The organism is Microbacterium sp. sgz311019, assembly GCF_056135325.1.
On record NZ_JBWAXO010000003.1, the window covers coordinates 316262 to 337387 of the forward strand.

The window sequence follows — 21126 nt, forward strand, 5'->3', positions numbered from 1 at the left end:
CTGTGCCACTACTTCACTCCTCCACTGGTCAGGCCACCGATCAGGTAGCGCTGGAAAACGAGGTACAGGACGACGACCGGCACGGCGCAGATCAGCGATGCCGCCATCATCTGGCCGTACAGGGGAACGGCTCCCCCCTCCTGGGTGGCGCCGAAGACTTGCAGTTCCACCGCGGCGGTCCGCGTCTCCGGGCTCGTCAGCACGGAGGCGAACAGCACGTCGTTCCAGCCGAGCAGGAACGCGAAGATGCCGGAGACGACGATGCCCGGCCAGCTCAGCGGCACCACGATCTGGGTGAGGATGCGCCAGGAGGATGCGCCGTCGATGCGGGCCGCCTCCTCGAGGGCCTTCGGCAGGCCGCGCAGGTAGGTGACCATGACCCAGGTCGAGAAGGGCAGCGCGAACGTGAGGTAGGTGATGAACACCGCCCACCGGGTGCCGATGATCTGCACGCCGAGCAGCGCCGCCGTCCAGGAGAACAGCACGAAGACCGGCAGCAGCATCAGGGTGCCGGGGATCGACTGCAAGCCCAGCAGGCCGCGAAGGAAGGAGAGCCGGCCACGGAACTCGTACCGCACGAGCACATACGCGGTGGCGACCGCCAGGAATGCGCACACGACCGCCACCGCACCGCAGATGATGACGCTGTTCATGAGGCCGGTGCCCAGGTCGACGGTGCTCCAGACCTTGAGGTAGTTGTCGAAGTGCAGCTCCGTGGGCAGGAACGCACCGGACGCCACGGACACGTCGGAATTGACCGACGCGAACAGCATGTAGAGGACCGGTCCGAGCACGACGACCAGCAGGACGGCGATGATCGCCACCAGCAGCGGGCGCGGCAGCAGGCGCGTGACGTCGGCGGCCGGCCCACGGCCGGCCCGGGGCGAACGAGCGACCTTCGGTGCCGAGACGGCATGGAGGGCGCGGGTCTGGGTGGTCATCGCTGCTCCGCCTCTCCGGAATCGAGCTTCACGGCCCGCAGGTAGACGTACAGCGGGATGGCGATCAGGACGAGTGAGCAGATGGCCATCGCCGCGCTCAGCCCGAAGCGGAAGCTCTGGAAGCTGGTGACGTAGGTGAGCACGGGCAGAACCTCGACATCCTGGGGGGCGGGCACGCCGAAGAGCACGAACGGCAGGGTGAACGCGTTGATGTTGTGCAGGAACGCGATGATGAGCGCGAGGAAGATCGGGCCACGCAGATAGGGCAGCACGACGAAGCGCAGCTTGATCCACCAGCGGGCGCCGTCGAGCGCAGCCGCCTCGTGGACCTCGTGGTCTACGGACTGCAGGCCCGCGAGCACGAGGAGGTAGAAGAACGGCCACGTCGTCCAGATCTGCACGACGATGAGCGACCAATAGCTCAGTGGACCGTTGAGGAACAAACCGGCGTGGATGCCGACGGCGCCGAGCATCGAATCGACCACGCCTCCCGGCTGCAGCATCGTGCGCCAGAGGGTGCCGACCACGAACGCGGGCAGCACGTAGGGGATGAGGAACAGCGAGCGCACCAGAGCGCGGCCGCGGAAGCGGTTCTGAGTGGCCAGCGCCGCGGCCAGGCCGATCGGCATGGTCACCACCGCCGCGATCAGGGCGAACGACACGCTGATCCCGATGGAGCGCAGCAACGGGGACGCCGTGACGGCCTCGACGTAGTTGCCCAGGCCGACGAACGGGGCCTGCAGCCAGCTCTGGAGCGTGTACTGGTCGAGGTCGAGCGTCGACATCACCACGGCGACGATCAGCGGCACCACGATGATGATGATCATCAGGATGCCGCCGGGCAGCAGCATCCAGAGCGGCCGGTTGCGCTCGCCGCGTCGCCGGCGCCGGGCCGGGCGGCCGCCCGCGGGAGTTGTTCCCGCGGGCGACGCGCCCGTCACGACAGCGCCCGCGGGCGACATCAGGGTTGAGTTGGACATGCCCGGCCTCGCGTCACTTCGACTTGCTGAGGGCGTTCTGGGCGGTGGCCTGAGCGGTCTTCAGCTTCGCCTCCAGGTCGGAGGAGGACACCTTCCCGGATGACAGCGCGGGGATCGACTGCACGACCACATTGACCAGGGCCAGCTGGGTGTCGCCCCAGGCTCCCGAGAACGGCGTGCCGTACGCCTTCGTTCCGGCGGCGAGGATCGGGGCGATCAGATCGTTGCCCTCCTCGACCTGCTTGGCGGCGTCGGCATTGGTCGGGAGGTCGCCGAAGGTCTTGGTGTAGGCGACCTGGTTCGCGGTGCTCGTGAGCATCTTCACCAGAGCGAACGCAAGGTCCCGGTTCTTGGAGTACTTGGCGACCACGATGTTGTCGCCCGAGATGATCGTGGCCGCGGCCTTGCCGCCGCTCGGCAGCTTGGCGGCTCCCGGAGGCACGGTCGGCATGACGGCGTAGGCGTACTTGCCCGCCACCGGGGACTTGTCGAGCGTCACCTGCGACGACGAGGAGACCATGGGCAGGAACGCGGCCTTGCCGTTGGCGAAGGCGGCGACAGCCTGCGCGTTCTTCCACCCGATGGCGGCCGGATCGACCACCTTGTCGTCGGTCAGCCAGCCGAAGTACGTCTCGTAGGCCTTCTTGACCGCGGCGTCGTCGATGGTCGCCTTCTTGCTCTTCACATCGAGGATGGTGTTGCCCTGCTGCATCGACATCCCCCAGACGAACTTCCACGGGTCGTAGCCGTCGGCGTAGCCGATCGCCATGCCGTGCACGTCGCCGGAGGTGAGCTTCTTGGCCTGCGCGGCGAGGCCGTCCCAGCTGGTGGCCGGCTTGTCGATGCCGGCGGCTGCCAGCAGGTCCTTGTTGTAGGCCATGACGAACGGGCGGCTGAGGAACGGGATTCCGACCTCGTTCTTCTCGTCGACCCCCGAGATGCCCAGGGTGGCGGGGACGAAGCGGTCGCGGCCCCCGACCTTCGCCCAGTCGGCATCGGTCAGCTTGACGAAGGCGCCGGTGGAGTACGCGGTCGGGGTGAAGGTCGTGCCCAGGTCGTAGATGTCCGGCCCCTGGCCGCTCAGCACCGAGGTCTGGATCTTCGTCAGCTCGTCGTTGGCCGAGGCGAACGTCTCGAACGTGACGGTGGCGCCGGTCTCCTTCTTGAACTGCGCCGAGACGTCTTCGAACCACTGCTTCTGCTGGGTCGGATACAGGGCGTTGGCGGCGATCATGACGTCGAGGGTCTTGCCGGTGCCGTCGACCTTCCCGCTGCTCGCGGTGCTGCCGGCACTGCTGGTGCCCGAGCACCCGGTCAGGACCAGACCTGCCGCGGCGATGCCCGCGGTCGCGGCCAGCGCGAAACGTGATCTCATCGTGTGACTCTCCTTTGAGGACGGTGTTCGTGAGGATCGCGTCCCCCGACTGCGATGCACGTCGGAGGAGTGAGGCCGAGCCTAAGGAGCCCGGCAACACACTGCAAACGATTGCCAAAAATTGCCATCCTGTGCTGGGATGAGGGCATGAGCCCTCAGCTGCGCGGGTATGCGTCCGCCCAGGACCGTCCCGCCACCCTCGCGGACATCGCTGCGGCGAGCGGTGTCGCGGTCTCGACCGTGTCACGTGCGCTCTCCAACCCGGGGCGCGTGAACGCCATCACACGGGAGCGGATCGAGCGGGCCGCCCGAGAGCTCAACTACACCCCCAACTCGCACGCCCAAGCGCTCATCAGCGGGCGCACACGGGCCATCGCCGTGTTCGTCTCCGACGTCACGAACCCGTTCTTCTTCGGGATCATCCGCGGTACGCAGCAGCAGCTGAAAGCCGCCGGCTACACGCAGATCCTGGTCGACACCGAGGAGTCCGACGAGCTGGAGGACGGGATGCTGCACAAGCTGCACGCCTCGTTCGACGGCGCGATCCTCGCGGCGTCTCGCCTCACCGACCGCCGGCTGACCGCGCTGGCCGACGAGGTCCCGCTCGTGGCGATCAACAGACAGACCCGCGGTGTCGCCAACGTGTTCATCGACACACCGAACGGTGTGGAGCAGGCCGTCGGTCATCTCGTGTCCCTCGGCCATCGGGACATCGTCTACGCATCGGGGCCGGAGACCTCCTGGTCGAACGAACGCCGCTGGCGCGCTATGGTCCGCGCCGCCGAGGGCTACGGCGTGAAGCCGGTGCGCGTCGGGCCGTTCGCTCCGAGACAGTATGCCGGGGCTGCGGCCGCGGACGCCGTGCTGAATGCCGGCTCGACGGCGTGCATCGCGTTCAACGATCTCCTCGCGATCGGCATGCTGGCGCGCTTCCGCGAGCGCGGGGTCGATGTGCCGGGCGAGGTCTCCCTGGTCGGCTGCGATGACATCTTCGGCGCGGACTTCTGCAACCCGCCGTTGACCACGCTGACGGCGCCGATCGAGCAGGCCGGCCGCACTGCCGTCGCGATGCTTCTCGCCCGACTGGAGGGCGGTACGGCGCCCATCACACGGCAGACGACCACGCTTCCCACCCACCTCACGGTCCGCGCGTCGACGGGGGTGGCCCCGTCCCGCCGCCGTGAGCGTTCTGTGGAGCGGGACGACACCGACACCGATACCGCACCGACGAAAGGACGCGGATGACCGCGCTCAGACCGCACCCCGACCGCCTCTTTCCCGCCGATCCGGCCGAACGCGACCTCGCGCGCCGCCTCCACGCGGCGGTCGCCGATGCCGCGATCTACTCGCCGCACGGACACGTGCCCGCGTCGATGCTGGCCGACGACGAGCCGTTTCCCGACCCCGCCGCGCTGCTCATCACGCCGGACCACTACGTCACCCGGATGCTGCACGCCGCCGGCGTTCCGCTCGACGCGCTCGGCCTCGCCCGCGACGACGTGTCCTCTCCGGTCTCGGGTCGCGCGATCTGGCGCACGCTCTGCGAGCACTGGGACCTCTTCCTCGCCACTCCTGTCCGATTCTGGTTCGAGTCGGAGTTCAGCGACGTGTTCGGACTCACCGAGCAGCCATCCCCCGCCAACGCGGACGCGCTCTACGACCAGCTGGAGGCCACGCTCGCCTCCCCGGAGTTCCGGCCGCGTGCCCTGTTCGATCGCTTCCGGATCGCCGTGCTCGCCACGACAGACGACCCGGCGGACGATCTCGAGGCGCACGCCCGCCTCGCCGCGGATCCGACGTTCAGGGGCCGCGTGATTCCGACGTTCCGCGCCGACCGCTACATGCACCCCGACGAGCCGGGCTGGGCCGGCCGGCTCCACACGCTGGCGGAGCGTGCGGGCATCGACACCTCGAGCTACACCGGGCTCCTCGATGCGCTGCGGGCGCGCCGCGGTGCGTTCGCCACGGCGGGCGGCACAGCCACGGACACGGGTGTGATCGATGCCGGGAGCGAGCCGCTGGATGAGAGGGAGGCCTCCCGCATCCACCGTGCGGCACTCGACGGCTCGGTGACGGCTGCGGAGGCCGTCGCCTACCGCCGCAACATGCTCTACCGCCTCGCTGAGATGGCCGCGGAAGACGGCCTCGTGATGCAGCTGCACCCCGGTGTGCACCGCAACCACCACCGGCCGACGTTCGAGACCCACGGTCCCGACACCGGGCACGACCTTCCCGCGGTCGGCGCGTTCACCGAACCGCTGATGCCGATCCTGCGCGACTTCGGGACGAACCCGACATTCCGACTGGTGCTCTTCACCGTCGACGAGACGACCTTCTCACGCGAGATCGCGCCGCTGGCAGGGTTCTATCCTTCGGTCTACGCCGGCGCTCCGTGGTGGTTCCTCGACACACCCGCGGCGATCCTGCGGTACCGGCGCGCGATCACGGACAGCGCCGGCTTCACCAAGACGAGCGGATTCATCGACGACACCCGCGCGTTCTGCTCGATCCCGGCGCGTCACGACATGTCGCGCCGGGTGGATGCCGCGTTCCTGGCCTCCCTCGTGGTCACCCATCAGATCTCGGAGGAGGATGCCTTCGCAGTCGCCCGGAGGCTTGTCGACGACATCCCTCGATCCACATTCCGGCTCGGGTGACGGTCGCATCCGGCTGCCGTCGCCTACCGCCGGGAGCTCACTCTCCGCGGGGGCGGCTGCCCGGGCGCGGCTGCGGTGGCCTCACCCCCGGATCTGCGCGTCGAGGTCGCGGAGCCCGGTGAGGTAGGCCTCGGAGAAGGTCGGGAACGGCTGGATGACGTCCAGCAGCACGTCCAGCGGTGTCTTCGCACGAACGGCGAGGGTCGCCTGCTGCAGCCACTCCCCTGCCTCCGGACCGACCGCGAAGGCGCCGGTCAGCACGCGTCCGTCCGACACGAGGGTGAGGAACCCTGCATCCTCGTAGTCGCGCGTGTAGGTGGACGTGCGCGGCACCCCGGCGAGATCCGTGGTGCTGACGTACGCGCCCTCGGTCACGCCGACCGCGGCGACCTCCGGATCGCTGAAGACCACGCGGGGAACCGCGGTGTAGTCCGCGACGCGGGGGCGGCCGAGGATGTTGTCGGCGACGACCCGGCCCTGGTACTTGCCCACGTGGGTGAGGTCCCACAGCCCGGTCACGTCGCCGATCGCCCAGAGGCCCTCGCCGGCCGAGAGCCGCTCGTCGACGGGGATCCCCTTCTTCGTCGGCTCGATGCCGACCGTCTCGAGGCCGATGTCGTGGATGCGGGGCGCACGGCCGGTGGCCGCCAGCAGCCGGTCGGCGCGCAGCTCGGTGCCGTCCGAGAGCGTCAGGACGTACTCCTCGCCGTCGAGCGCCGCGTGCACGGCATCCCCGAAGCGGACATCGATGCCGTCCGCCTCCAACGCCGCGAGGACACGATCGCTCACCGGCGGCGCCTCGTGCGGCAGCACTCGATCGCCGTGACCGACGAGCACGACCGACGAGCCGAAGCGGGCGAGGGCCTGGCTCATCTCGACGCCGACGGGGCCCGCACCCAGGACGATGACGCGCGCCGGCACCTCCTTCATGCCCGTGACCTCGCGGTTCGTCCACAGGCCCGGAAGCTCGCGCAGCCCCTCCACCGGTGGGATGGCGGCGGTGGAGCCCGTCGCGATCACGATGTGCTCGGCGGTGAGCGTGCGATCGCCGACGGCCACCGTGTGGGGACCGGCGAGCCGTCCGTGGCCGCGCACGACGTCGATGCCTGCGCCTGCCGCCCACTTCTCCTGGCCGCCGTCGTCGTAGCCCGAGACCTGGAAGTCGCGCCACGCGAGCGCCTGCGCCACGTCGATGCTCCCGGTCACGGCCTCGCGCGCGCCGGGCACGGTTCGCGCGGCAGCGACCGCCTCACCCGGCCGCAGCAGGGTCTTCGACGGGATGCACGCCCAGTACGAGCATTCGCCGCCGAGGAGCTCCCGCTCCACGATGGCGACGCGCCTGCCTCCCGAGGCGATCGCGTCTGCGCAATGCTCCCCCGGAGATCCGGCTCCGAGGACGACCGCATCGTAGTCATAGGTCATGGCGGAAGTCTGGCGTGCTCGAGCCGGCACTGCCACCCCCTGGACAGGCGCTCAGGATGCGCGTACGACGGCCGGGCGCTGCCGAGCGCGAGTGCGGGGCGCGCGCTCAGTGGAAGAAGTGCCGCTCCCCCGTGAAGAACATCGTCACGCCGCGCTCGCGCGCCAGGGCGATGGTCTCGTCGTCGCGCACCGAGCCGCCGGGCTGCACGATCGCCGAGATCCCGGCATCCATCAGCACCTGCGGTCCGTCCGAGAACGGGAAGAAGGCGTCGGATGCCGCGACCGACCCCGCCGCTCGCGACCCCGCGCGCTCGACCGCGAGACGGCACGAGTCGACGCGGTTGACCTGGCCCATGCCGATGCCGACGGTGGCCGAGTCCTTCGCCAGGACGATCGCGTTCGACTTGACGGCACGGCAGGCCTTCCAGGCGAAGATGAGGTTCTGCATCTCCTCCTCGGACGGGCGTTCCCCCGCCACGAGGTCCCAGTTCTTCGCGACCGACTCGATGTCGTCGGGGAAGCGGTCGGCATCTTGGAGCAGAAGGCCGCCCGAGACCAGCCGGACGTCCATCGGCTCCTGGCGCCAGTCGGCGGGAAGCTGCAGCACACGGAGGTTCTTCTTCAGTCGGAAGACCTCGAGGGCCTCGGGCTCGAAGTCCGGTGCGATGATGACCTCGGTGAAGATGTCGCGCAGGTTCTCGGCCATCTTGAGGGTCACCGTGCGGTTGGCGGCGATCACGCCCCCGAAGGCGGACACCGGGTCGCACTCGTGGGCGCGCAGGTGCGCGGACGCGATGGGGTCGAGCGCGTTCGGCGCCGTCACCGCGATGCCGCACGGGTTGGCGTGCTTGATGATCGCGACGGCAGGCAGGACCATGTCGAACGCGGCGCGCAGGGCGGCGTCGGCGTCGACGTAGTTGTTGTACGACATCTCCTTGCCCTGCAGCTGGGTCGCCTGGGCGATGCCGTGGCCGCCGGTGCGCGAGTAGAGGGCGGCGCGTTGGTGCGAGTTCTCGCCGTAGCGCAGCGTCGCGATTCGCTCGGCGCGGACCGTCAGGTGCTGCGGAAGGTCGGCACCCTCGACGAGGGTGCCCTCGGCGAACCAGGCCGCGACGGCGCGGTCGTACTCGGCCGTGTGCGCGAAGGCGCGCGCCGCGAGCTCCTTGCGCTGGGCGAGGCTGGTGCCGCCCTGGCCGACAGCCTCGATGATCGCGGGGTAGGACTGCGGCGAGACGACGATCGCCACGTTGGCGTAGTTCTTGGCGGATGCGCGCACCATCGCCGGGCCGCCGATGTCGATCTGCTCGACCACGTCGTCGCCCTGGGCGCCGGATGCCACGGTCTCAACGAACGGGTAGAGATTCACGACCACGAGCTCGAAGGGCTCGATGCCGAGGTGCTGCAGCTGCCCCTCGTGGTCCTCGAGGCGCAGGTCGGCGAGGAGGCCGGCGTGCACCGCCGGGTGCAGCGTCTTGACGCGGCCGTCGAGGGACTCCGGGAAGCCCGTGACCGCCGACACATCGGTCACGGTGTGACCCGCGTCGCGGATCGTCGCCGCCGTCGAGCCGGTCGACACGATCTCGACGCCGGCGGCCGAGAGCGCCTCGGCGAGGCGGAGCAGGTCGGTCTTGTCGCTCACCGACACCAGGGCTCGGCGAACCGGCACGACATCGCGGTCACGGTACAGGGACGGGTCGTGGCGGGGGCCGGCCATGGATTCCTCCGGTTCGGGGCTGGGGTGTCGGGACTCAGGGGGACGTGAGGTCGAGGTCGCCCGTTGCGATGCGACGCACGACGTCGATCAGCAGGCGGCGCTCGACGGGCTTGATGCGCTCGTGCAGCGCGTGCTCGTCGTCGCCGTCGAGCACGGGGACGCGCTCCTGGGCGACGATGGGACCGCTGTCGACACCGGTGTCGACGACGATGACGCTCGCTCCGGTCTGCGGAACGCCGGCCTCGATCGCGTCGCGCACCGCATGCGCGCCGGGGAACTCGGGCAGGTATGCCGGGTGCGTGTTCACGAGGTTCGGCGCCCACTCCTCGACGACCTCGGCGGGAAGCAGCCGCATGAGACCGCTCAGGACGACGAGGTCGGGCTGCCAGACCGCGAGCTGCGCGGACAGCTCCGCGCCCCACTCCTCGCGGGTCGCGTAGTGCGCGTACGGCACCGTGAAGCTCGGGATGCCGAAATCCTCCGCGTGTGCGAGCCCGTCGGCCTCCCTGTCCGCTCCGACGACGACGACGCGCGCCGGGTAATCGGGGTCCTCAGCGGCTTCCAGGAGGGCTCGCAGATTCGAGCCGGTGCCGGAGATGAGGACGGCGACCGAGAGCACCCGGTCAGTCTATCGGCGGCAGCGGTTTCGGCCGTTTCGGTCCGAGTTCGGGGCGGGATGCCGCGGGCGGCGGCGGCTTCGGTGCCTCCGGCTCGGGCTCTGGCTCGGGCTTGGGCTTGGGCTTGGGCTTGGGCTCGGGCTCGGGCTCGGGCTCGGGCTTGGGCTTGGGCTCTGGCTCGGGCTTGGGCTTGGGCTTGGGCTTGGGCTCGGGCTCGGGCTCCAGTTCGAGCTCCAGTTCGGGCGCGACCGACACCGGGAATCGCACGAACGGATCGGGATGCGGCTCCACCGGCGCCGTCACCTGGTCGGGCATCGCCGCCGGCACGGCGGTCCGCTCATGTTCGGCGTCGACCTCCGATGCGGGCGACAGCAGCATGATCGCCGCGCCGATCAGCACCTCGATCCCCACTGCGAGCCCCACCGGCCCCGGCTCGGGACCGGTCTGAGCCAGTCGGGCAGGCCCGAGCGATCCGGAAGCCGCAGCGCACAGCAGCGCGGCACCTGCCGCCGTCAGCACCGCGATGCCGACCGCGATCGTCGCCCGCAGGCCGGAGCCCGCGTGGACAGCGTCGTGGGTCTGCGCATCCCGGTCCGCCAGGCGTGAGCGCACAGCCCACCCCGCGAGCGCGCCCACACCGACCGGCAGCAGCACCACGACGAGCAGGAACGGCGACGTCGACTCGGGCAGGGCGCCGAGCGCCGGGATGCCGGGCACGACCCCGAGCTGCGTGCCCGCCGGCGACACCGTCGTGCCGACGCCGACCGAGAAGCCGGGACCCACGACGAACGAGAGACCCCACACGACGAGGGTCGGCAGGTACGCGAGCTGTCCGAGCGCGACCACGGTCGCGCCGAGGAGGTCGACGTGTCCCGCCTCGAAGAGCGCGATGACGTTCCCGCCGCGGACGACCATCGCCACGGCGACCGCGAGCGCCCCCAGGCCGATGAGCCCCGCGAGCGCGATTCCCGTCCCACGGGCGATCTGGTCGACGACCTGATCCCAGCCGTGCCGCCAGCGCTGCACCCTCCAGCGCATGCCGTCGAGAACGCCGTGGCCGCCGGGGTCGGCGCGCATCCATCCCGCCACCAGGGCTCCGGCGGCCACGCCGACCGCATAGATCGCGGCCGGGAAGAGGACCCCCTGCCACAGGTGGATCGCGGCGATCGGATTGCGGGCGGTCAGTCCGGCCAGGGTCGCCAGGGCGGCGAAGACGACCGTTCCGGCGATCGGGCCCGTGGCCGCCGCATCCGCCTGCGCTGCGCGCACCCCCGAGCGGGCCGCGAAGATCGCCGTGAACGAGGCGAAGGCGAGGGGCGCGAGGGAGATGACGAAGGATGCCGCGGACGGGTCGATTCCCGTCACGGCGAGGTATTCGGCGGGCAGGTGGATGTGCAGCGGCACGAGGTGGCCGAGCTGCCACACCGACACCGCCGTCGGCCAGAGGGCGTTCCACGGCGTCGTCCCGCCGATGAGCCACAGCAGCGCGAGGGGCGCGAGTGCGGCGGCAACGCCGACGACCGCCGCGAGAGCGGCGTCCAGAGCTGCGAGGAGGGCGACGACGAGGCGGTGCATGCCTCATCGACCCTACCCAGCGACGGGCGAGGCTCCCCGTCGGCGCGCGCATCCCGCCGGGAATCGGAGGCGGCCCTAGGGTGGAAGCGCCCGCGGCGCGCACTGTCGACACACCGTCGGATGGCGGCCCGGCAGGAGGTGCGCCATGGGCGTTGCGCCCGAAGACCCCGTCCTCGAACTGCGCGTGCACGGGATGAACAACACCACGCCGGCCGCGTTGCTCGACCTGCAGTCCGACGACATCCGGCTCGTGATGGGCGACAAGCTCGGCAGCTTCTGGCGGCCGAAGCGCAAGGCGATCGCGAAGCTCGAGTCCGGCGAGCAGGGGTACGTTCCGCCCGGAATCCGCCGCGAGGCCTATTCCTGGGGCGGGATGGTGCGCACCATGCCGGATCTCGGCGGCACCAGCACCGGTGGCATCATCGCGAGCGTGCTGGCCCGCATCGGCTACGCACTGCTTCTGCCGTTCGCGCTGGGGAACGTCGCGCAGTGGATGCGCCGCCTGCCCCCGGCACTGTCTGAGCCGACGGATGACGCGCCGGTCACCGAGCGCGGCGGCCGGATCACGGCGGGCCTCGCGCGCCTGTTCGGCATGCTCCTCACGCTGCTCCTCACGAGCACGGCCGTGACGCTCGCGGTCGATCTCGGGGCCGCCCAGTGCGCGGCAGCCGCCTCGCTGTGCGTGCCGGCGAAGGACGTCTTCTCGATGTTCGCGACCTGGACCGCCGGCCAGCGGCTGGCGCTGTTCGCCCTCGCACCCGTCATCGCCGTCGGTGGCATCTGGATGCTGTCCGCCCTGTCGCGCCTGCGCTACGACGTGCTGCCCGGCATGGGCGCCCATCGCGCGGCGCGTGCGGGGCTCGCGCGTGAACTGGCCGACGGCGGCGCTCCGCCCCAGCCGACCGCCCCGTTGACGAGCCCGGGCTTCTGGTCGAACCGGGTGACGCGCCACCTCGCGCACGCCCATTTCGCCGGGGCGATCTTCTTCACGTTGGTCCTCACCGCCGCGCAGGCGTCCTTCGGCTGGCACACGACCTGCAGCGGACTCGGCGGCTACGAGCACTGCATCGGGCGGGCGTGGGCGCGGGCTGACTTCGACACCGCCGTCGGCTTCCTCGCGCTCGGATGCGTCGGCCTCGTCGCCGTCCTCGTGGTCGCATTCGTCCTGCCGACGACCGTCCCGGCCACGGAGGAGCGACTTCCGCGGGCAGCCGTCCGGTGGGCCGACGGACTGCTCGTCGGCGCGATGGTCGTCTTCGCGGCGTTCGAGATCGTCCTGCTGTTCGGGACCGGCCCGCAGCTCCCCAGCCGGCTCTACGGCGCCGGAACCGCGCCGCTCCTCATCGTCAGCGCGGCCGCGGTGATCGCGGTGTCCGGCGTCTTCTGGCGGCCGCGGGCCGGCCGGCGCGCCACGCTGTGGCACGGGTGCGGGCCCGCGGGCTTCATGTCGTTCGCCCTTGCCATCGCGGTCGCGATGAGCGCCATCGTCACGACGACGGTCGGCGACTGGCTCAACGGGGTGCTGCCCGCATCCGCCCTCGCCCGTGGGCGGGTCGTCCCCGGCGTCCCGCCGTCGACCGTCTACATCTCGAGCAGCTACATCGCCCTGGGCTTCGGGATCCTGGTCGGAACCGTCCTTCTCGTGGTGATCGCGGCGGCGATGCTCGCGCGTCCGCGCAACGTGGATCGCCGCGCGAAGGCGTGGGGAGCGCCCACGACCGTCGCCGACATCCCCGCTCCCCCGCGCAGCGTGCTGCCGCCGTCGCCGAAGACGCTCCTCTCCGCGATCGAGGCACGGCGCTCGATGGCCGCGCGTGTCCAGCTGGCCGAGCCCCTCGGCGCTGCGGCGGCGGTGACGCTCGGTCTCGGTGTCGCGGGCGGGGCCGCGTGGTCGTGGGTGACCTACGCGCATCCGGGCGCACCCTTGTGGGATCCGGCTCTGACCGGTGGATGGTGGCCGACGATCCTGCAGCCGTTGATCGACGTCGGGATGCTCGCCCTGGCGTGGATCGGACTGGCGCTCCTGGCGCTGCTCGTCGCGGGCGCCTCCAGCGGAGCTGTCCGCCCGATCGCCGTCGTGTGGGACGTCGTCTGCTACCTGCCGCGCACGGGCCACCCGTTCGGGCCACCGGCGTACGCCGAGCGCGCCGTGCCGGAGATCGCGGGCCGGCTCTTCGAATGGCTGGATGCCGGCGGCGAGACCGACCCGGACCGCCTCCGTCTCATCGAGCACCGGCGCGCGGTGCTCGTCGGCCACAGCATGGGCGCCGTCCTCTCCGTGTCGGCGCTCGCGCTGCTCGCTTCGAGCCCGCAGACGCGACCGGTGCTGCAGCGCATCTCGCTGCTGACGATGGGCGTGCAGCTGCGGTCGTTCTTCGGGCGCATGTTCCCCGAGCTGCACGGTCCCGAGGTGCTCGGCACGGAGCCGTCTCGCGCACCCCGGGCCTTCGCCCCGGCCTCCGACCCCTGGTCGGTCGACATCGCGCAGACCGGGCTCGTCGATCGCGCGGGCGGCCGGCTGTCGGGAACCCTGCTGGCCGGCTACGGCGTGCCCTGGCGAAGCCTGTGGCGTCTGACGGACATCCTCGGCTTCGTCGCCGACGGCCCGCATCCCAACTCCGTCGACGTGCGGGCGGACGAACTGGACCTGACGGGTTACATGGTCGCTGTCGACGGGCACCGCGTGTACTACCGCACCCCGCAGTTCCGGACGGAGCTGCTGACCCTCGCCGGGCTGCCGCCGGAGTAGGTGTCAGCGCAGCGGCGTCCAGCCGGGAGGGAGTGGGCCATCGAGGTCGGCGCGCTCGGCATCCACTCGCGCAGACCAGCCCTGCGCTTCGTCGACGCCGTCGAACGCCCCTCGGGCGACGCGGAAGCCGACGTCGTCATGGTGCATGCGCGGCGCGCCCCCTCGCCGGGTGGATGCACGCACGCTGAACGCATCGTCCGCGAACCCTCCGCCGCGGAACACGCGGTAGTCGCGATAGCGGGCCGGATCCAGGAGGTCCCAGCACCACTCCCACACGTTGCCGAGCGTGTCGAAGAGGCCGTTGAGGTTGGGCAGCCTGCCGCCGACGTCAGCCGGCGCCGACAGGCCGTCGGCGCTCGTCCACGCGATCTCGCCGAGCGCGCCGTAGTGGGGGCCGGTCGAACCGGCGCGGCACGCGAACTCCCATTCGGCCTCGGTCGGAAGGCGGTAGCCGTCCGCGTCGACGTGCCACGTGACGTCCTCGCCGTCGAACGAGTAGGCCGGATCGAGGCCCTCCCACTCCGAGGCGGCGTTGCAGAACCGGATCGCCCGCTGCCAGCTGACGTCGGTCGCGGGGCGCCTCGGATGCGTCGCGGTGATCCCGAGCAGCTCGCCGAGCTGCTCCTCGGTCACCGCGAAGACGCCGATCTCGAACGGCTCCAACTCGACGTCCCACCGCACCTTGCGGCGCGCGTCGTGCAGCGTGACCGTGCCCGCGCCGATGCGGGCCAGCTCGATGTCCCTCACGCGGGAGGTGTCACGCGTCGCGCGGCTCGAGCACGAAGATCGCGATCTGCCGATCGGTCCGCGTCTGGTAGGTGTCGTAGTCCGGCCACGCCTGCGCGGCCCGTGCCCACCACTCGGCGCGCTCGTCGCCCGACAGCTCGCGCGCCGTGTAGTCGCGCTTCACGTCGCCGTCCTGCAGCTCGACATGCGGATGCCTGCGCATGTTCTCGGCCCACTTGGGCTCGTCGGGCGCCCCGCCCTTGGATGCGACGACGGCGTACTCGCCCTCGTGCTCGACGCGCATGAGCGCCGTCTTGCGCAGCGCGCCCGTCTTCGCACCCACGGTGGTCAGGACGATGATCGGCTTGCCGCGCAGCGTGTTGGCCTCGGCGCCCTGCGAGGCCTCGAAGGACTCGGCTTGCGTGCGGGCCCATTCCGCGGTGCTCGGGCGGTACTCCCCGTTCAGTGGCATGGCCTCCACGCTACTGTCGCGGGCGAGACCTGGCGCCGGATGCGACGAGGGGCGGATGCCGCAGCATCCGCCCCTCGTTCGAACCGGGTCAGAGACCCTTGATGATCTCGCGCATGAGGTCGGCGGTCTCGGAGGGCGTCTTGCCTACCTTGACCCCGGCGGCCTCGAGGGCCTCCTTCTTCGCCTGCGCGGTGCCGGCCGAGCCGGACACGATCGCACCGGCGTGACCCATCGTCTTGCCCTCGGGCGCGGTGAAGCCGGCGACGTAGCCGACGACCGGCTTCGTGACGTGGGCCTTGATGAACTCGGCCGCGCGCTCCTCGGCGTCGCCGCCGATCTCGCCGATCATGACGATGGCCTTGGTCTCGGGGTCGGCTTCGAACGCGGCCAGCGCGTCGATGTGCGTCGTGCCGATGACCGGGTCGCCGCCGATGCCGATGGCGGTGGAGAAGCCGAAGTCACGCAGCTCGTACATCATCTGGTAGGTCAGGGTGCCTGACTTCGACACGAGGCCGATCGGGCCCTTGCCGGTGATGTTCGCCGGGGTGATGCCCACGAGCGACTCCTCCGGGCTGATGATGCCGGGGCAGTTCGGGCCGATGATGCGGGTCGTGCCGCCCTTGGCCTTCGCGAGTGCCCAGAACTCGGCCGAGTCCTGCACCGGGACGCCCTCGGTGATGATGACGAGGAGCGGGATCTCGGCCTCGATGGCCTCGACCACGGCGTCCTTCGTGAAGGCCGGCGGGACGAACGCGATCGACACGTCCGCGCCGGTGGCGGCCATGGCCTCGGCGACCGAGGCGAACACGGGCAGCTCGACATCCGAGCCGTCCTTGGCCTTGTGCAGCACGGTCGTGCCCGCCTTGCGGGCGTTCACGCCGCCCACGACCTGCGTGCCTGCCGCCAGCATGCGGGCGGTGTGCTTCGAGCCTTCGCCGCCGGTGATGCCCTGGACGATGACCTTGGAGTCCTTGTTGAGGAAGATCGTCATGACTGTGTCCCTTACGCGTTCGCGAGCTCGGCGGCCTTGTCGGCGCCCTGGTCCATGTTCTCGGCGAGGGTGACGAGCGGATGCGCCGCCTCCTCGAGGATGCGGCGGCCCTCCGCCACGTTGTTGCCGTCCAGGCGCACCACGATCGGCTTGTTCGCCGTCGAGCCGAGCTCGGCGAGCGCGCCGACGATGCCCTTGGCGACCTGGTCGCACGCGGTGATGCCGCCGAAGACGTTGACGAAGACCGCCTTCACCTGCGGGTCGCCGAGGATGATGCCCAGGCCGTTGGCCATGACCTCGGCCGAGGCGCCGCCGCCGATGTCGAGGAAGTTGGCGGGCTTCACGCCGCCGTGGTTCTCGCCGGCGTACGCGACGACGTCGAGGGTCGACATGACGAGGCCCGCGCCGTTGCCGATGATGCCGACCGCGCCGTCGAGCTTGACGTAGTTGAGATCGAGCTCCTTGGCCTTGGCCTCGAGCGGGTCGGCCGCAGCCTTGTCCTCGAGCTTGACGTGGCCGGGGTGACGGAACTCGGCGTTCTCGTCGAGCGAGACCTTGCCGTCGAGGGCGATGATCTCGCCGTCGTCGGTCAGCACGAGGGGGTTGACCTCGACGAGCGTGGCATCCTCGCCCTTGTAGACGTCGTAGAGCCTGACGAACACCGGCGCGACCTTGTCGACGAGCTCGGCGGGGAAGTTCGCGGCCCGGGCGATCTCGGTCGCCTTGTCCAGATCGATGCCGGCGGCCGGGTCGACCTCGATGCGGGCCAGAGCCTCGGGCTTCTCGACGGCGAGCTGCTCGATCTCCATGCCGCCCTCGACGCTCGTCAGCGAGAGGTAGGAGCGGTTGGCGCGGTCCAGCAGCACCGAGAAGTAGAACTCGCGGGCGATGCGGGCACCGGCGGCGACCATGACGCGCTTGACGACGTGCCCCTTGATGTCCAGGCCCAGGATCGCCTGCGCCGCCTCGTACGCCTCGTCCGCCGTCTTCGCGACCTTCACGCCGCCGGCCTTGCCGCGGCCGCCGACCTTCACCTGGGCCTTCACGACGACGACGCCGCCGATCTTCTCCGCCGCCGCCTTCGCCTCCTCAGGAGTGTCGGCGATGATGCCCGGGAGCACCGGCACCTCGTACTTCTCGAAAAGGTCTCGTGCCTGGTACTCGTACAGATCCACAGTGATTCCTTTGCAGGGGGGCGACTGGGCGGAAGATGGCGCAGAATAGCGCCTTGTCGAGAGATCGACCAGTCCCTCAGCCTACTACCGGTCGCCATGCCCACCTGACGGCAGCGACGCGCCAGGATCTGCTCGACGAGGCCCTTTCCGGCGAGGCGCGGCCGGGATGCGGCATCCACGAAAGCCGCGCATTAGGCTCTCTCCGAGATGTCCGACACCGCTGCCGCCTCCCCGAGCCCTGTCTCGCCAAGCCCGGCCGCCTCGCGCGCCGCCGTGGTCGCCGCCGCGCTCGAGCTCTTCGCCGAGCAGGGCTTCGACCAGACCTCGGTGGAGCAGATCGCGCAGGCCGCGGGAGTCTCGCGCTCGACGTTCTTCCGCCAGTTCGGCGGCAAGGACGACGTCGTCTTCACCGACCACGAGGTGCTGCTCGACCGGTTGCGGGAGTTCCTCGCCGAGCCGCATCCCGATCCATGGGCCGCCATCTGCGAGGCATCCCTCTTCGTCTACGCGCACTTCGCGGCCGACCCCGAGCTCGCGCGGCGTCGGTATGCCGTCGTGCGGGGAGTGCCGGCGCTGCGCGACCGCGAGATCATCACGGTCTTCCGATACGAGCGGCTCTTCGACGAGTACCTCCGCGCCTCCCTTCCCGGTCTGGACCCGGTCGACGCCGTCGGCTTCGCCGCGCTCGTGACGGCGATCCACAATCATGTGCTGCGGTCGCTGCTGCGCGGATCGAAGAAGGTCCCGATCGCCGTCCTCCGCGGAGCCCTCGACGATGCGCGACGTCGCTTCGGCGTGCTCCCCGACGGCGAGAACGGCCCCGCCGAGGACGAGGTCGTGGTGGCAGTCTTCCCCCGCAGGATGCCGACGGCCGAGCTGGCCCGCCGGCTGCGCGAGCACCTCGACGACTGACCGGAAAAAGGTCCCGCCCCCGCCACCGGGCGGCTGTATGTTGACCCCATGAGCGCTGTGGACACAACCGCCGGGGCCCCCGCCAACAAGCCCGCGGACACCCCGTGGTACACCCAGGATCCCGATGCCGTCGTCGCCGCCCTCAGAAGCGACCGCGAGCGCGGGCTGACCGCCGCCGAGGCCGCCCAGCGGCTTGCGGAGCACGGGCCGAACTCCATCGCCGCCGAGAAGCCGCCCTCGGTCTGGCAGGTCGCCCTGCGACAGCTCGCCGATCCGATGAACGTCATGCTCGTCGCCGTCGCGGTCATCAGCCTCGTCATCCACCAGGTGAGCGTCGGCATCCTGGTCGGCGCTCTTGTCATCCTCAACGTGGTGCTCGGCAGTCGCCAGGAGCTCAAGGCCAAGGCGTCGGTGGACGCGCTCGCGAAGATGCAGATCCCGCAGGCGAAGGTGATCCGCGACGGATCGCTGCTGGAGGTGGATGCCACGAGCCTCGTGCCCGGCGACCTCGTCGCGCTCGAGGCCGGCGACATCGTGCCGGCCGACGCCCGCATCATCCGCTCGGCGACCCTCGAGACGCAGGAGGCCGCGCTGACCGGGGAGAGCGCGCCGATCGCGAAGGATCCGGGCACCCTCACCGACCCCAGCACGACGCTCGGCGATCGCACCGACATGGTCTTCCAGAACACGCAGGTCACGCGCGGCACCGCGAGCGTGATCATCACCGACACGGGGATGCAGACCCAGATGGGTCGCATCGCATCCATGCTGTCCGCCGTCAAGCCCGCGAAGTCTCCCCTCCAGCGCGAGCTCGACTCCCTGACCGGGGTGCTCGGATGGATCGCGTGGGGCGCCGTCGCCATCATCATCGTCGCCGGCCTGCTGCGCGGCCAGGAGATCTCCGCGGTGATCCTGCTCGGCATCTCCATGGCGATCTCGGCCATCCCGACCGGTATGCCGTCGTTCGTGCAGGCCATGCTCTCCTACGGCTCGCGCCAGCTGGCCGAGCACAAGGCCGTCGTCAAGAACCTGACCGACGTCGAGACGCTCGGCGCGACGAGCGCCATCAACTCCGACAAGACCGGCACTCTCACGATGAACGAGATGACGGTGGAGTCGCTCTACTTCGCGGGCGACTGGTACACGGTCGGCGGCAGCGGGTATGAGAAGGCCGGCGACATCCGGGGAGTGGCCGGAGGCGCGACGCCCGATTTCACCCAGTTCGCCCTCGCCCTCTCGCTGTGCGGCGACGCCACCGTGTCCAACGACGGGGCGGTGATCGGCGACCCGACCGAGGCCGCGCTCGTGGTGCTGGCCGCCAAGATGGGAGCGGACGCCGAGCTGACCCGCGCCGCCCACCCGCGGGTGGCGGAAGTGCCGTTCGACTCGGCCTACAAGTTCATGGCGACCTACCACGACGTGACGCGCGACGGCGCGACCCAGCTGGTGGCGCTCGTCAAGGGCGGCCCCGACGTGGTGCTCGACCGCTGCGGATCCGTGCTGACCGCCGACGGCCCGGTGCCGATCGCCCAGGCGCGCGATGCCGTGCTGGATGCGAACCGGTCGCTGTCCGAGCAGGGCCTGCGCGTGCTCGCGTTCGCGTTCCGTCGCTTCGACCCGGGCGTTCCGACCCCCGCCGATCCGATGGCATCCATCGTCGACCTGACGTTCGTGGGCCTCGTCGGCATCATCGACCCGCTCCGGCCCTCGTCGAGGGATGCTGTGCACATCGCCCGCCAGGCCGGCATCGAGGTGCGGATGATCACGGGCGACCACGCCATCACCGCCGCTGCCATCGGTGCCAAGCTCGGCCTCGGCGAGGGCGCCGCGAGCGGCGCCGAGATCCAGGCCATGAGCGACGACGAGCTGAAGGCCGCACTGCCGAGGCTCCACGTGTTCGGTCGCGTCACCCCCGAAGACAAGCTGCGTCTCGCCCGACTCATGCAGGAGCAGGGTGCGGTGGTCGCCATGACCGGCGACGCGGTCAACGACGCCGCCGCCCTCAAGCAGGCGGACATCGGCGTGGCGATGGGCTCGGGCAGCGACGTGACGAAGCAGGCGGGGAAGATGATCCTCGTCGACGACAACTTCGGCACGCTGGTGACCGCCGTCCGGCTCGGACGCTCCATCTACGAGAAGATCGTGAGCTACGTCCGGTACCAGATGGCGCAGCTGTTCTCGCTGGTGCTGCTGTTCCTCGTCGCGACCATCTTCGACATCAACAACGGTGTACCTCTGACGCCGATCATGGTGCTGTTCCTGAACTTCTTCATCACGATCTTCCCCGTGATCGTGATCATGCTCGACCCGGTGGCAGACGACATCATGCTGAAGCCGCCGCGCGACCCGAAGAAGCCCATCGCGAACGTCGGCGCGGTGATCCTGTGGTTCGTCTACGGCGGCCTCATCTTCCTCACGTCGCTGGTGCCGCTGCTGCTCTTCCCCGGTCAGCTCAGCTCCACACAGCCGAACGTGCCGGTCACCATGACATTCGTCGTCGCGGCCTTCGGGTCGATCTTCGGCGGGCTCGTCATGCGGCGCGACCCCGAGTCGGGGCTCTCGGCTCCGATCGTCGTCGCGATCAAGTGGCTCGCCATCCCCTCTCTCCTCACGGTCGTGGCCGTCGAGGTCGGGTTCATGCAGCGCCTCGTCGGGACGACCGCCCTCACGGGGAACGAGTGGCTCGGAGCGCTCGGGCTCGCGCTCATCGTGCCCGTCGTGATCGAGCTCCTGAAGTGGATCCGTCGCGCGCGGACACGCCGCGCCGCGCACTGAGGTCGTCCGAGCGCATTCCGAACGCGCGCCATCCCTCGTGGGTTG

General features: G+C 70.5%; 16 protein-coding genes. 5 read left to right on the forward strand and 11 right to left on the reverse strand.

What is annotated here, in order from left to right; translation table 11 throughout:
* Nucleotides 1–8: 8 nt before the first annotated feature.
* The 3 genes from AC0NZN_RS06800 to AC0NZN_RS06810 are packed head-to-tail and all read right to left on the reverse strand — an operon-like array spanning nt 9 to nt 3296.
* On the reverse strand, nt 9–941 hold the full coding sequence (locus AC0NZN_RS06800) for a carbohydrate ABC transporter permease (protein WP_474591521.1): 933 nt from the start codon (nt 939–941) through the stop codon (nt 9–11).
* Nucleotides 938–1921, reverse strand: coding sequence for a carbohydrate ABC transporter permease (locus AC0NZN_RS06805; RefSeq protein ID WP_474591522.1), 984 nt, complete (start codon nt 1919–1921; stop codon nt 938–940). The genes AC0NZN_RS06800 and AC0NZN_RS06805 overlap by 4 nt, the downstream gene beginning before the upstream one ends.
* A gap of 13 nt (nt 1922–1934) precedes the next feature.
* A complete protein-coding gene (locus AC0NZN_RS06810) occupies nt 1935–3296 on the reverse strand; it encodes an ABC transporter substrate-binding protein (RefSeq protein WP_474591523.1) in 1362 nt (453 codons plus the stop codon).
* 147 nt (nt 3297–3443) lie between these two features.
* Here AC0NZN_RS06810 and AC0NZN_RS06815 point away from each other — a divergent pair, with 147 nt between their 5' ends.
* Nucleotides 3444–4541 carry a LacI family DNA-binding transcriptional regulator gene (locus AC0NZN_RS06815; RefSeq protein WP_474591524.1) on the forward strand — a complete coding sequence of 366 codons (1098 nt, stop codon included), beginning with the start codon at nt 3444–3446 and terminating at the stop codon, nt 4539–4541.
* On the forward strand, nt 4538–5953 hold the full coding sequence (uxaC, locus tag AC0NZN_RS06820) for a glucuronate isomerase (RefSeq protein ID WP_474591525.1): 1416 nt from the start codon (nt 4538–4540) through the stop codon (nt 5951–5953). Before AC0NZN_RS06815 ends, uxaC begins: the two co-directional genes overlap by 4 nt.
* 81 nt (nt 5954–6034) lie before the next feature.
* On the opposite strand, the gene AC0NZN_RS06825 is transcribed toward uxaC, so the two are convergent.
* The 4 genes from AC0NZN_RS06825 to AC0NZN_RS06840 form a co-directional block, all read right to left on the reverse strand.
* On the reverse strand, nt 6035–7375 hold the full coding sequence (locus AC0NZN_RS06825; protein WP_474591526.1) for a dihydrolipoyl dehydrogenase family protein: 1341 nt from the start codon (nt 7373–7375) through the stop codon (nt 6035–6037).
* 106 nt (nt 7376–7481) lie between these two features.
* The gene (gene purH, locus AC0NZN_RS06830) at nt 7482–9089 is read right to left on the reverse strand and encodes a bifunctional phosphoribosylaminoimidazolecarboxamide formyltransferase/IMP cyclohydrolase (protein WP_474591527.1); all 1608 of its coding nucleotides are present in this window, start codon (nt 9087–9089) and stop codon (nt 7482–7484) included.
* 34 nt (nt 9090–9123) lie between these two features.
* Entirely contained in the window at nt 9124–9708 is a 585-nt protein-coding gene (gene purN / locus AC0NZN_RS06835) for a phosphoribosylglycinamide formyltransferase (protein ID WP_474591528.1), read from the reverse strand.
* Between the two features lie 4 nt (nt 9709–9712).
* Nucleotides 9713–11281 (reverse strand): cell division protein PerM, encoded by a 1569-nt coding sequence (locus AC0NZN_RS06840; RefSeq protein ID WP_474591529.1) that lies wholly within the window; start codon nt 11279–11281, stop codon nt 9713–9715.
* Nucleotides 11282–11426: 145 nt separating this feature from the next.
* Between AC0NZN_RS06840 and AC0NZN_RS06845 the strand changes: the two genes are divergently transcribed.
* On the forward strand, nt 11427–14030 hold the full coding sequence (locus tag AC0NZN_RS06845; RefSeq protein ID WP_474591530.1) for a hypothetical protein: 2604 nt from the start codon (nt 11427–11429) through the stop codon (nt 14028–14030).
* Between the two features lie 3 nt (nt 14031–14033).
* On the opposite strand, the gene AC0NZN_RS06850 is transcribed toward AC0NZN_RS06845, so the two are convergent.
* From AC0NZN_RS06850 to sucC, 4 genes are all read right to left on the reverse strand, one after another.
* On the reverse strand, nt 14034–14777 hold the full coding sequence (locus tag AC0NZN_RS06850; protein WP_474591531.1) for a formylglycine-generating enzyme family protein: 744 nt from the start codon (nt 14775–14777) through the stop codon (nt 14034–14036).
* A 10-nt stretch (nt 14778–14787) separates the two neighbouring features.
* A complete protein-coding gene (locus AC0NZN_RS06855; protein WP_474591532.1) occupies nt 14788–15228 on the reverse strand; it encodes a nitroreductase family deazaflavin-dependent oxidoreductase in 441 nt (146 codons plus the stop codon).
* 88 nt (nt 15229–15316) lie between these two features.
* Complete coding sequence (gene sucD, locus AC0NZN_RS06860) at nt 15317–16219, reverse strand: succinate--CoA ligase subunit alpha (protein ID WP_474591533.1); 903 nt, start codon at nt 16217–16219, stop codon at nt 15317–15319.
* 11 nt (nt 16220–16230) lie between these two features.
* The gene (gene sucC / locus AC0NZN_RS06865) at nt 16231–17394 is read right to left on the reverse strand and encodes an ADP-forming succinate--CoA ligase subunit beta (protein WP_474591534.1); all 1164 of its coding nucleotides are present in this window, start codon (nt 17392–17394) and stop codon (nt 16231–16233) included.
* A 207-nt stretch (nt 17395–17601) separates the two neighbouring features.
* Here sucC and AC0NZN_RS06870 point away from each other — a divergent pair, with 207 nt between their 5' ends.
* Nucleotides 17602–18306, forward strand: a complete 705-nt coding sequence (locus AC0NZN_RS06870) for a TetR family transcriptional regulator (RefSeq protein WP_474591535.1) — start codon at nt 17602–17604, stop codon at nt 18304–18306.
* A 48-nt stretch (nt 18307–18354) separates the two neighbouring features.
* On the forward strand, nt 18355–21081 hold the full coding sequence (locus AC0NZN_RS06875) for a cation-translocating P-type ATPase (RefSeq protein WP_474591536.1): 2727 nt from the start codon (nt 18355–18357) through the stop codon (nt 21079–21081).
* Nucleotides 21082–21126: the final 45 nt, after the last annotated feature.